Source organism: Enterobacter cloacae (assembly GCF_013375935.1).
Lineage (GTDB): Bacteria > Pseudomonadota > Gammaproteobacteria > Enterobacterales > Enterobacteriaceae > Enterobacter > Enterobacter pasteurii.
On record NZ_CP056117.1, the window covers coordinates 3,657,938 to 3,669,904 of the forward strand.

Annotated in this window: 9 protein-coding genes; 5 read left to right on the top strand and 4 right to left on the bottom strand. The window is 54.3% G+C overall.

What is annotated here, in order from left to right; translation table 11 throughout:
- Nucleotides 1-11 precede the first annotated feature (11 nt).
- Together HWQ14_RS17090 and HWQ14_RS17095 are read left to right on the top strand one after the other, a co-directional pair.
- Nucleotides 12-1,001 (top strand): 2-hydroxyacid dehydrogenase, encoded by a 990-nt coding sequence (locus tag HWQ14_RS17090; protein WP_176610423.1) that lies wholly within the window; start codon nt 12-14, stop codon nt 999-1,001.
- Between the two features lie 273 nt (nt 1,002-1,274).
- Complete coding sequence (locus HWQ14_RS17095) at nt 1,275-2,111, top strand: alpha/beta fold hydrolase (RefSeq protein ID WP_176610424.1); 837 nt, start codon at nt 1,275-1,277, stop codon at nt 2,109-2,111.
- 122 nt (nt 2,112-2,233) lie between these two features.
- Here HWQ14_RS17095 and HWQ14_RS17100 read toward each other — a convergent pair whose 3' ends face one another.
- Nucleotides 2,234-2,512 carry a DUF1471 domain-containing protein gene (locus HWQ14_RS17100; protein WP_176610425.1) on the bottom strand — a complete coding sequence of 93 codons (279 nt, stop codon included), beginning with the start codon at nt 2,510-2,512 and terminating at the stop codon, nt 2,234-2,236.
- 233 nt (nt 2,513-2,745) lie between these two features.
- On the opposite strand from HWQ14_RS17100, the gene HWQ14_RS17105 reads away from it, so the two are divergent.
- Nucleotides 2,746-3,339 (top strand): DUF4142 domain-containing protein, encoded by a 594-nt coding sequence (locus tag HWQ14_RS17105; protein WP_148419424.1) that lies wholly within the window; start codon nt 2,746-2,748, stop codon nt 3,337-3,339.
- 92 nt (nt 3,340-3,431) lie between these two features.
- On the opposite strand, the gene HWQ14_RS17110 is transcribed toward HWQ14_RS17105, so the two are convergent.
- Both HWQ14_RS17110 and HWQ14_RS17115 read right to left on the bottom strand, forming a co-directional pair.
- On the bottom strand, nt 3,432-5,528 hold the full coding sequence (locus tag HWQ14_RS17110; protein ID WP_176610426.1) for a pyrroloquinoline quinone-dependent dehydrogenase: 2,097 nt from the start codon (nt 5,526-5,528) through the stop codon (nt 3,432-3,434).
- Between the two features lie 10 nt (nt 5,529-5,538).
- Nucleotides 5,539-5,904: a hypothetical protein gene (locus HWQ14_RS17115; protein ID WP_176610427.1), complete on the bottom strand. Its 366-nt coding sequence runs from the start codon at nt 5,902-5,904 to the stop codon at nt 5,539-5,541.
- A 372-nt stretch (nt 5,905-6,276) separates the two neighbouring features.
- Between HWQ14_RS17115 and HWQ14_RS17120 the strand changes: the two genes are divergently transcribed.
- Nucleotides 6,277-7,242, top strand: a complete 966-nt coding sequence (locus HWQ14_RS17120) for a magnesium and cobalt transport protein CorA (protein WP_176610428.1) — start codon at nt 6,277-6,279, stop codon at nt 7,240-7,242.
- 321 nt (nt 7,243-7,563) lie between these two features.
- Nucleotides 7,564-10,872, top strand: coding sequence for an autotransporter outer membrane beta-barrel domain-containing protein (locus HWQ14_RS17125; protein WP_176610429.1), 3,309 nt, complete (start codon nt 7,564-7,566; stop codon nt 10,870-10,872).
- 86 nt (nt 10,873-10,958) lie between these two features.
- Here the strand turns inward: HWQ14_RS17125 and HWQ14_RS17130 are convergent, their stop codons facing one another.
- Nucleotides 10,959-11,720: an OBAP family protein gene (locus HWQ14_RS17130; RefSeq protein WP_176610430.1), complete on the bottom strand. Its 762-nt coding sequence runs from the start codon at nt 11,718-11,720 to the stop codon at nt 10,959-10,961.
- Between the last annotated feature and the right edge of the window lie 247 nt (nt 11,721-11,967).

The following is an 11,967-nucleotide window of genomic DNA, read 5'->3' on the forward strand; positions in this document are numbered from 1 at the left end:
GAGAACGTCTTATGAAACTCGCGGTATATAGCACAAAGCAGTACGACAAAAAGTATCTGCAACATGTTAACGAGACGTACGGTTTCGATCTTGAATTTTTCGACTTTCTGCTGACTGAAAAGACGGCAAAAACGGCCCACGGCTGCGAAGGCGTTTGTATCTTCGTAAACGATGACGGCAGCCGACCGGTGCTGGAGGAGTTGAAAAAGCAGGGCGTGAAGTACGTTGCCCTGCGCTGCGCGGGCTTTAACAACGTCGATCTTGATGCCGCCAAAGAGCTGGGCCTGAAGGTGGTTCGCGTCCCGGCCTACTCTCCGGAAGCGGTTGCCGAGCATGCCGTCGGCATGATGATGTCGCTCAACCGTCGTATTCACCGTGCCTATCAGCGCACCCGTGATGCCAACTTCTCTCTGGAAGGGCTGACCGGCTTTACCATGTACGGTAAAACCGCAGGCGTAATCGGTACCGGCAAAATCGGCGTGGCCGCCCTTCGCATTCTGAAAGGTTTCGGCATGCGCCTGCTGGCGTTCGATCCGTACCCAAGCGCGGCTGCGCTGGAGCTGGGCGTGGAGTATGTCGATCTGAAAACGCTTTTCTCCCAGTCTGACGTCATCTCCCTGCACTGCCCGCTGACGCCGGAAAACTACCATCTGCTTAACCAGTCGGCATTCGATCAGATGAAAGACGGCGTGATGATTATCAACACCAGCCGCGGCGGGCTGATTGATTCTCAGGCCGCTATTGAAGCGCTGAAAACGCAGAAAATTGGCGCGCTGGGGATGGACGTGTATGAGAACGAACGCGATCTGTTCTTTGAGGATAAATCTAACGACGTGATCCAGGACGACGTGTTCCGTCGCCTGTCGGCCTGCCACAACGTGCTGTTTACCGGTCATCAGGCGTTCCTGACCGCCGAAGCGCTGATCAGCATCTCGGAAACCACGCTGGGGAATTTGCAGCAGCTCGAAAAAGGTGAAGCGTGTCCTAACGCGATCGTTTAAGCCAGTCTGGCCGGGTGGCGGTTACCTCTGCCCGGCCGATAATAAGCCCATCGGAAAAATAACGGTGCCCCGGCTGGCAGAGGGGATATTTCGTTTAAAAATAAATAACGACCGCGTAAAACAAATCTACAACTGTTTTCAGGAAGCCGTTCTACACTTTAAGCGGATATATCGGTAATAAGATTAATATAAGACAATTTTATTACGTCCTTAAATGCCGGGCTATTTACGTAGCCTTCACACATTGTTGCCATTAGCGGAGGAGTCTGAAATATGGCATTCGTAACAACGAAAGATGGTGTCAGTATTTATTACAAAGACTGGGGCCCGAAGGATGCGCAGCCCATCGTTTTCCATCACGGCTGGCCGCTGAGCGCCGATGACTGGGATAACCAGATGCTCTTTTTCCTTGCAGAAGGCTTCCGCGTCATCGCCATCGACCGTCGCGGTCATGGTCGTTCCGATCAGGTGAGTGAAGGCCACGATATGGATCATTATGCCGCCGACGCATCGGCGGTGGTCGAAAGCCTGGATTTGCGTAATGCCGTGCACGTCGGCCACTCCACCGGCGGAGGCCAGGTCGCCAGATACGTTGCGAAGTACGGCCAGCCTCAGGGCCGCGTGGCCAAAGCGGTCCTGGTCAGCGCCGTTCCTCCGCTGATGGTAAAAACGGACGCTAACCCCGGCGGAACGCCCATTGAGGTGTTCGACGGCTTCCGCCAGGCGCTGGCAGCTAACCGCGCCCAGTTTTACCTCGACGTCGCCAGCGGCCCTTTCTATGGCTTTAACCGGGCCGGGGCAGACGTTTCGCAGGGCACGATACAGAACTGGTGGCGTCAGGGAATGATCGGTAGCGCCAAAGCCCACTATGAGGGCATTAAGGCGTTTTCAGAGACCGACCAGACGGACGATCTCAAAGCCATTACGGTGCCTGTCCTGGTGTTGCAGGGCGATGACGACCAGGTCGTGCCGTATAAAAATGCCGCCCTTCTGCAGGACAAGCTGCTCGCAAACAGCGAGCTTAAAATTTATCCGGGCTTCCCGCACGGGATGCATACCACGCATGCCGATACCATAAACGCCGATATCCTGGCATTTATTCGCTCATAAAGACGATGATTATGCATATAAAACCGGGCGGCACGCCCGGTTCTCTTTTGCACGAGGGGCATTTTGGGCTGAGCATAAGCAAAAAACCCGCCGGAAGCGGGTTTTTGTAGTAGCCATGAAGATTATTTGAACACTTCAGCTACGGCCTGGAAATTAGGGCCATGCTCACGAGCGGCAATGATGACGTAGTATTTCCCGCCCTTCTCGTCTGCCAGTTTTGAGAGTTTTTCATGAAGATCGGAAGGTGAAGAAATTTGTCCACCTGAAGCCCCTACGGTTACATTACCCAGGTATTCCAGCTTGAAGTGGTGCGCTTCATCCTTGGAAATCATATCTGCCGCAGATGCGCCAAAGCTTGCTACCGTTAAAGCCAGTACAGTCCCTAATAGTGCCTTTTTCATATCATTCCTCCTGTGGATGTATCTTCCTGTTTAACATTAGCGCTAAATATGTAAACGAGCCGGGTCATTTTCACAAAGGGATTACGCGATGCTTCAGTTCCTGGCTTTTATTCCTCACCACGCGGGCTCAGCAGCTTCATCTACTATACTGACCGATGCAGTTGTCATTTATCCGCGCGGTTACGCGTAAAGTAACGAAAACTCACCTGTACCATGACCATCAGGAGAACAATATGCACACGAGTAAAACCCTGAAAAGGGTGCTAGCCGTATCAGTAGCTGCAGCGATGTTCAGCACCGTTGGCGTACAAGCCCAGACGACGAACGCCGCGCAAACCAGCGCTGCGGGCCAGGCTCAATCGGGCGCTAAGCTAAGCTCCGGCGACGAAAACGCGTTGAAGGACATGGCGCAGGCCAACATTAACGAAGTGGCCGCCGCCAAACTTGCCCTGAGCAAGGCCCAGAGCAGCGAAGTGAAAACATTCGCTCAGAAGATGGTCGACGATCACGGTGCCGCCCTCACCAAAGTCCAGGCCGTTGCCCGGCAAAAGGGTGTAGAACTGCCGACCGAGCCGGACGTTGCGCATAAGGACCTGACCCGTAAGCTGGAAAACCAGAGCGGCGACGCCTTTGACAAGATGTATATGGAATATGCCGGCGTGAAAGACCACCAGATGGTGCTGTCGAAGCTGCAAAAGGATGCCAGCAAGATCGACGATCCGGACGTGAAGGCCCTGGCTAACGAGCATACTCCGGTCGTTGAGCAGCATCTGAAGACCGCCGAGCAAATGTCGGTGCCGTCCGGCGCGTCAGCGGACAAAAAGTAAGTGTCGCAGCAGCATGGCGCGCCCCGAGCGCGCTGACCCAAAAAAGTGGGGCCCGCAGGCCCCACGCGCATTTCTACTCTCCCGGGTGAATGTTATTCAGGCAGCGCGTAGACCACCACCTGGTCTCCCACCTGATCCTTCAGGATAGTGTTCCCGCCCGCCACGAACGCCACGTACTGACGGCCTTTATATTCATAGACCGACGGGTTCGCGACCGCCGGGGCTTCAACCTGATCGGACCACAGCTCTTCTCCGCTCTCAACCGAGTAGGCACGCACTTTGGCATCCATTGAGGCGCCGATAAAGATCACCCCGCCCGCCGTCACGGCCGGACCACCGATGGTAGGTGAACCCCAGCCTTCCGGCATAAAGAAGCCATACTGCTGGGATGCGCCAACCGGACGACGCCATTTCACATCGCCCGTGTGCATGTCCAGCGCCACGATTTCGCCAAACGGTGGCTGCCAGCACGGCATGCCCAGCCAGTTATCGGCCACCAGCAGGCGCATACCGTACGGGGCCCCTTCCTGCGGCGCAAAGCCGCTTTCGTTTCCGGCGGTTTTATCCGCCTTATCGTAATCCTCGCGGCTGTAGAGCTTCACGTACTGGACGATATGCGAGGTGTTGACGATGGCGATCTGCTTTTGCGGATCGAACGCAACCCCGCCCCACTGCACGCCGCCGGCGCTATCGGGATAGGTTAACGCGCCCTCGCCTTTGGTGGTGGGCGGCGTATACATTCCCTCATAGGTCAGGTTGTCCCACAGGCGGGAGCACTGGCCGGCACCGACGATATCCGCCAGCTTCCAGATTTTTGGCTTTTTCGACTGGTCGAGCAGCGGCGCGGGCCTGGTTGGGAACGGCTGCGTGGGCGAGAGAACTTCGCCCTGCACCGAACCGTCGCCCTGCGGAACCGGACGTTCTTCGATTGGCCATACGTCCTCCCCCGTCAGGCGGTTAACCACAAACAGGAAGCCCTGCTTGGTGGCCTGCACCAGCGCCGGGATCTTTTTGCCGTCTACGGTGATATCCATCAGCGTCGGCGCGGAGTTGATATCGTAATCCCAGACGTCGTGGTGTACCCACTGGCGGGACCAGACCACCTTACCCGTGTTGATGTCCAGCGCGGTGGTCGAAGTGCCGAGGGGAATCGCGTCGACGCGGTTGCCGCCCCAGTAGTTGGGCGACGGCGATGAGACCGGCAGATAGACCAGGCCATTGGCCTCATCCGCGGACATGTGCGTCCAGACGTTGGCGGTACCGGTACGCTTGCGGATCGCTTCCGGGATCGCGTCAAAGGTCCATTCACGCTCGCCGGTCCGGGCATTGATGGAGAATACGGTACCCGGAGGCGCTTCGGCATAGGCCCAGTCTTTACCGGCCCAGCCCACCAGCAGATGGTCGCCGACCACGGTTGGCGGCTGCAGGATAGAGAGCGGATACCTGGCGTTAATGGTGTTCCACTGGTTCACGTCCAGCACGCCGTTGTCCGCAAAGCCGCTGCACGGCTTGCCTGAATCGGCGTCCAGCGCGAAGAGCTTGCCGTCAACGGTGCCCATATAGACGATCTTCTGGCATGCCTGGCCGTTCACCGGGTTTTTTGCCTGCCAGTAGGACACGCCGCGGTTCTTCAGTACCGGCTGGGTCAGCGCCTTGCGCGAGGATTTGGTGTCATAGTGCCACTTCTCTTTACCCGTGCCCGGATCCAGCGCAATCAGGCGATCGAAAGGTGTGCCGATGTAGAGGGTGTCGTTGGCGAAAATGGGCGTGGCGGACCAGACTGTGGCGGGCGTATCGCCTTTTCCATCCGAGACGTCGCCGGTATGGAACTCCCAGATTTTCGTTAATTTGCCGACGTTTTCCGCCGTGATTTGGGTCAGCGGGCTGTATTTTTGCGCGTTAAGCTGCCCATGGAAGCTGTCCCAGGTGGCGGTGGAAGGCACCAGCGGCGTTGCCGGCTGGCTGGTCGAAGCGACTTTTTGCCCACTACCGTTGCCGGTTGAGGCATCGTCCGTGGTTTTTGTCGTCCCTGGCGCCTGCCGATCGGCCGCATCAATATCAAGCGAATCCTGGGTGCCCTGAGAGGCCTCGGCGGCCTTATCCTGGGCCTGTAGCGCGAACGGGGCGACCAGCAGCGCCAGCGCCGTCATGCCGACCTTCAGGAAGGGATAATACTTATCGTTATGCACGGGCGGCTCCTCAGGCTTTGACGCGTTGATGGTTACGGGCTGACGTGCTGCTCAGCATAATCAGACCGATCAGGCCGACCACCATGGCCGCAGTGATGATGTACTGGTGCAGCAGCGCGGCGGCAAAACCCACGCCCGCCAGCACCACCAGGGTGATAATAATCAGGAAAATGCGCGTTCCGCGACCGGACGCCGCGCGTAGCATAAAGGCCAGTATCGCCAGCACCGCGCTGGCGATGGCTACGCCCAGTGCGCCAATGGTGCCGGTGACGCCGGTAAGCGGCGTCCACCAGGCGTACAGCGCCACCGCGAAGCCGGTTAACGCGGCCAGCAGCAGCAAAATGCTGCCGACGCGCGAGGATTGAGAATGATACATACCAGGAAGCCCCCTATAAAAATGCAAAATAAACCACCGATAAGGCGTTTTCGTGGATATATGCCGCTGCCGTTCGCGCAGACACTCGCTAAAAAAACAACGCGGCGTGAGAAACGGCGGCATATTTCACTAAACGTAACAGAGTATAGAAGAGGATTTTTTTAAGGGGCGTTTATCCGGCGAGCGCCCTGCTCCACGCTGCGTTCAAAAGGCGGCGTGCTCCGAGAAAAACGCACGGGCGAGATTTAATGTCTGCTTTGAACGAGGAGCAAACAACGCAATTCCACATGTAAAAACCTACCGGCTTAAAAATTTGGAAATTCAACGGAAATGGTTAAGCTTCTTATAAACATGCTTAAGGATAGCCAGAAAATGATTGTTAACTGTATGGTCTACCGTTCAGGCCACCCCGCCGAAACCGTAGATATTGAAGATATCAGCGAAGTTATTCAGGACCCCGATGCGTTTATATGGCTGGGGCTTTGGCAGCCTGAACCGGCGTTTATGTACAAGGTACAGGAGGAGTTCGGTCTGCACGATCTGGCAGTAGAGGATGCGCTTAACGCACATCAGCGGCCTAAGATAGAGCGTTATGGCAGCTCGGCATTTATCGTTGTGAAGACCGTCAGTGGTCAGGGCGACAATATTGAGTTTGGCGAAACGCATTTGTTCGTGGGCCGAAACTTCCTTGTTACGGTGCGCCATGGGGCTTCAGAGAGCTACGCGCCTATACGCGCCCGCGCTGCCGAGGCCCCGGACATGCTTTTGCATGGTCCGGCTTATCCCCTTTACTGTATTCTGGACTTCATTGTCGACAGCTATGCAGAGCTGACCGCGCGCCTCAACACAAAGATTGGCGATATTGAAGCGACGCTTTTTCACAGTGAATTTGACCGTGAAGCCATTCAGGACGTGTATTCCCTCCGCCGCAATCTGCTCGGGCTTCGCAATGCCGCTCAGCCCGTAGAAGAAATCTGTACAGAGCTTATCCGCATTCATGAAGAACTCATCCCAAAACCCCTCAGGGCCTATTTCAGAGATATTCAGGATCATGCTCGCCATGTCGTAACGGACGTAAATGACATGCGTGAGCTGCTTAGCAGCGCGATGCACGTCAACCTGGCTCTGGTTTCAGTGCAGCAAAATGAAGTCGTGAAGAAACTGGCCGGCTGGGGGGCCATTCTCGTGATCCCGACGGTAGTCTTCAGCATGTATGGTATGAACTTCGAACATATGCCGGAACTGAAGACGCTCTTTGGCTATCCGGCTACGGTCGCCGTCACGCTGGGAGCCTGTGTATTACTGTGGCTTCGGCTCAAACGCTCTCGCTGGCTTTGATTGATAAGCGGTCTGATAGTTTTTGGTGTCGTGAAGTACGGTAACGCCTCACGCTTACGTCGATTATGCCACGACACCCTACCCTCTCCTTTATTTCCCCTGCATATGTCGGTACATCCCTGTTCATTGAGAACCGGGATCTCCCGCTTTACCGTTTATAAAATACTGCAAAACGAGGCAATTACAGGGCAAGGTCATTCGTTATTACAAATCATCAAGCCACATCGATAATTATTATATTTGTTTATGCTTTATTGAGCTCGGGTGTGAATTCATATTGACGGACATAGGCACTAATTTTTTTACACAAGGATGGTTAATATGAAAAGGGTTTTTATGACGGCTGCATTTACTGGTTTATTTGTCAGTAATAATCCATATGCAGGGGAAAGCTATCTGGTCTATAACCCACACAATATTGCGGTATTTGAAGTCCGTTTCTTTAACGTTGGCGACGGCCCCTTTATGCCGGACTGGCCGAGCGCGTCTGAGTCAACATGGGATCTTGGCCAGCAACAAAAAGAAAAAATACTCGATGCCATGCGTTACTGGGCTGAGGTTATTACCCCCAGCCCAGGGCAACTGCCCGCCATTATCAATGTGGGAACGTTCAACGACGAGAATGCCGCAGGTTCCAGCGAATCAGTGACCGACGGCATCATAAGCCTGACGCAGCTGCAGGGCGCATTGAACGGCATTGATACCGGAGAGCTGACCTTTGGCTCCCACGCCCAGTTCATCATGGGCAAACTGGATTTTGATAATGTTCCCTATGTGCCCGCGCAGTTGCCGCGCACTGGAAAGGCCGATCTGGTCAGCGTCGCTATTCATGAGCTGGCCCATGGACTGGGAATATCCAATATGGTTACCGAGCTGCAGGGAAGTGGCACATTCACGCCCGCTTTTGATACCGAGCCTTTTGGCTCCTGGACCAGCCATCTGCGCGACGATCGTGGTAATCCTGCCCGACCAGGGCAGGTAATATTGTGTAATGGATGCAATAACACATGGGATCCGCAAGGCTTTGATGTACGGCTCGATAAAGGCTATTTCACCGGCAGGCACGTGGATGAAGTCCTTGCAGGCGCCATGCCTGGCGTGCCGGTGAAAATGTTAGCAGACGACGGTTCGGTCGATGATAACTACATGAGCCATATCGAGCTGAAAAACAGCATGATGAGCCATCAGAACTACCGCAATTACACAACGTTTATGGAAGCGGAACTGGCGTTGCTGCAGGATATGGGGTATCAGATTGACCGACGTAACTTTTTCGGTTTTTCGCTGTATGGCAACGGGCAAACTCTCGTTAACCGCAACGGCTATTTTCAGCGTAATCAGCAGGCGGATGGCTATCTGGCTGGTCAATACAATACCGCTAGTCTGGGGGTTGGCCTGCATGTGTATGGCAGTAATAACCATATCTTTCAACAAGCGGACCTGTTGACGTTAGGGGCTGGCGGCGCGGGCATCCGTATAGACGGGCAAAATAACACCCTGAGCATCGAACCCGGAGTTCGGGTATACGCCGATGGCGTTAATGGCCGTGGGGTGATGTTTGCCTACGGCAAACAGCACAGCCTTATTCAGCGTGGCGACGTTCAGGCACTGGGCGCCAGTGGCGTCGGTATCAGTTTTGATTTTGGCAATAATCTCCTGGGTAACGAAGTGGACTACCGTGGATCCTGGCTTCATATCGTGGACGGATATTACGATGCGTTATTACCCGAGCTGCAGGGAGCGCTGGTAGACAATGCCGACATCAGCGGACGGGTTGCCGGTAAAGGCGCGGCGATTTATATATCACCGAACGCGCTGGTCGGTAATATAAATATATTAACGGGTGCCCGGCTGGAGGGTGATATTTATTCGGACTACGCCCAGCGGGATGATTATGGCCAACAGCGGTTAACGCTGCTTACCTTCGGTAAGAAGGCCAATGCGTACGGGCAAGCGACGGAAGCTGCCGATGCTGATTTCAGCTTTACGTACCGCGGAAACATTGAAGGTATCAATAATCTGGCACTGGACGCGCACGGAGGGAAAACCTCGCTTAACGGCGATTTTCAGATTTACAGCATGACTATTGCGCCAGGTGCCAGCCTGTCCGGCAACGCCAGCTACACGCTTAATGAGGAAGGCCGCTTTGTAAATAACGGGATCCTTGCGCCGGGTAATTCCCTTGGGCAAATCAATATATCCGGCGCTTATCAACAGGGGGATACCGGGCAGTTGTTGCTGGAAGTCGACGGGCGCGGCAGGCATGATACTCTGCGAGTGGACGGTCACGCACAATTTGACGGTCAGCTGACGTTTGCGCCGCAGCCTGACTGGTACGCAACAAACTGGCGTCTGAATACGCAAGATTTACTAAAAACGGACTCTTCCGGCGGCAATTTCAGTGCGGTGAATAGCGTGCTCCGCTCACCCACGCTAACGCTGCAAACAACGCCTCAGGGAAAGAATGTCTGGCAGCTCTCAATGCTTCGCGCTTCAAACGCATACAGCCGGTATGCGCAGGACGCTAATGCGCGGCAGGTAGGGCAAGCGCTGGATAAAATTGTGGCAGAAGCTAAGTCGGATATACAACCGCTGTACCGTACTCTGGACTTCTCAGCCACTGATGGCAGGAGTATCAGCAATGCCTTGCCGCAACTTTCTGCGGGCGCCTACAGCGCCATGTTCGCAAGTTCCCTTCACCGTGAACAGCAGATAGCGCGGATCGTTGGCGGGCCAAATCCTGTGGTTATGCCGAAGCAGCTGGCGGAAGGCGAATGGCGCAGCTTTGCCATACCCTTTGGCGGCGGCTTCTGGCAACAGCGTCAGGGTGACAGTGTAGGGTACGACGCCAGCAGTTATGGCATTGTATTCGGTGCTGAAAAACAAAACGATGAGAATCACAACTGGATTTATGGCTTTCATGGTGCGGTCAGCGGCCAGTCGGTGACGGTGAAATCACCAGAAACCGCGACCGGGAAAACCACTGCTTTCGATCTGGGTATTCATGCGCGTTACGGCGCAGAAAGATCCGCAGGAATGTATTTATTCGGCACTGGCCGATTGGGTATTGAAGACAGCTGGCTGGACAGAAACATTAATGTCGAAACTTACGGAGCAAGCCACCATGCCACCTGGACCGGATTGTCAGGCTCTGTGTCGGCCGGCGGGGGCTATCGATGGGCGCTGAATAATAATGTGAACGCCGGACCGGTAACGTCATTGAATTACACCACATTACATCGTCCCGGCGTGAAGGAAAGCGGCAATGACGGCAGCCGACTGATGCTGGGTTCGCAGACCTTCGATTCTCTGAGATCAAGTATCGGGGTGAATGGTAACTGGAATGTACCGCTCGCTTCAGGGGCGTCGATCGCAGCTGAGCTGCAGCTCACCTGGGATCATGAACTGCTTGATGGCAACGTAGTGCAACAAGCCTCTTTCGCCAGCTATCGAAGCACAGGGTTTAGTTCCCGGAATCAGGTGACTGGCCGTGACGCTCTGGGCGTTAAGGCAGGTATGCGCTATAAAATCAACGCTGATGTCGAACTGGGCATCGGGGTTGAAAGCGAAATGTTTCGTTCTGGCTATGACTCGATCGCAGGTAATCTTTCAGCCACCTGGCGTTTCTGATGTCTGAGGACGAGAAAATAACAGGGCTGGTAATTTAACTCACCGTATCCCCGGCGTTGCCGGGGTATTCCTGAAGGTTTTTGATATCAGAAATGGCTTGTGTCTCCCTGGCCATGCTCACCTGAACCTTTAACCCGCTTAAGCTGGATCTCTTCACCACGTTGCCAGGCATCCGCTCCCTTAGCAACCGGGTGCGCAACAATATCCTTACGTTCTTCTTTGATGGCTTGCGTGTTCACGTCAAAGCGTCGATCTCTGTCCGCCAGGAGTTTAGGGTCTAACTGCCCTTCCCCGGTAAAGCCCATCATCAGTGCCGGAATGCCGAGCGGCAGCTTTTTATCGCGGTCGGTGTGCCAGGTATGCCAGGTCTTGCCGTAGGTATTCACAATTTTGCTCATCAATGCTTTGTCAGCCACTGCAGGTAAACCTGGCGCAATCAGGCTGCCGGATTTCACTTCATATTGATGGCTGTGCCACAATTTTTTTTCTTCCTGCGGCAGTGTGTTAAACAAACGCTCACTAATGATGTACTCAACGCCCATTAAACGGGCATCTTTGGTGTTTCCGTCGTAGATCACCGCCTGCATCACGTCCTCATTCAGGACGGTTACATAATGATGGGCTTCCATCTGGCCATTTTTATCCCCGCTATAAAAATGGAAACCGTCAAGGTAGGCGCTAATTGCATCAATGGGCGGACGGGACTGGATAAGCTGAGCGCCGGCTTCAAGCGTGCTCGTCCCGACGGAGGTTTTTGCACCCGGAACAGGCGTATTTGAAGGGGTATTATTCGCGCCGCAACCCACCAAAGTCAGGCTCGACAATAATAAAAGCGATAATGGTTTCATTGACCCTCCCTGTAAAAGTCGCTTTACTGAAAGTAGTACATTCGCGCAGACACGCCAGGAGAATTTTTATTAAACCATCGGGCAAACGGGCGTACCTTCCGTTTAAGAACACCATTTATATTTATGCCCAGACGCTATAAATCTTTTATACCATCTGTTATCCGGTTAATAGTCGCTTAACCACCATCACTATGAATTTATATGACGGAAAATCAGCGAAATAGCCAAACTGATGCGCCGTGAGCAG

What these genes read in the sequence shown, in the direction of transcription:
- HWQ14_RS17100 (WP_176610425.1), bottom strand. Translation starts at nt 2,512, where the DNA reads ATGAAAAAGGCACTATTAGGGACTGTACTGGCTTTAACGGTAGCAAGC.
- HWQ14_RS17120 (WP_176610428.1), top strand. Translation starts at nt 6,277, where the DNA reads ATGATTGTTAACTGTATGGTCTACCGTTCAGGCCACCCCGCCGAAACC.
- HWQ14_RS17095 (WP_176610424.1), top strand. Translation starts at nt 1,275, where the DNA reads ATGGCATTCGTAACAACGAAAGATGGTGTCAGTATTTATTACAAAGAC.
- HWQ14_RS17090 (WP_176610423.1), top strand. Translation starts at nt 12, where the DNA reads ATGAAACTCGCGGTATATAGCACAAAGCAGTACGACAAAAAGTATCTG.
- HWQ14_RS17130 (WP_176610430.1), bottom strand. Translation starts at nt 11,720, where the DNA reads ATGAAACCATTATCGCTTTTATTATTGTCGAGCCTGACTTTGGTGGGT.
- HWQ14_RS17125 (WP_176610429.1), top strand. Translation starts at nt 7,564, where the DNA reads ATGAAAAGGGTTTTTATGACGGCTGCATTTACTGGTTTATTTGTCAGT.
- HWQ14_RS17115 (WP_176610427.1), bottom strand. Translation starts at nt 5,904, where the DNA reads ATGTATCATTCTCAATCCTCGCGCGTCGGCAGCATTTTGCTGCTGCTG.
- HWQ14_RS17105 (WP_148419424.1), top strand. Translation starts at nt 2,746, where the DNA reads ATGCACACGAGTAAAACCCTGAAAAGGGTGCTAGCCGTATCAGTAGCT.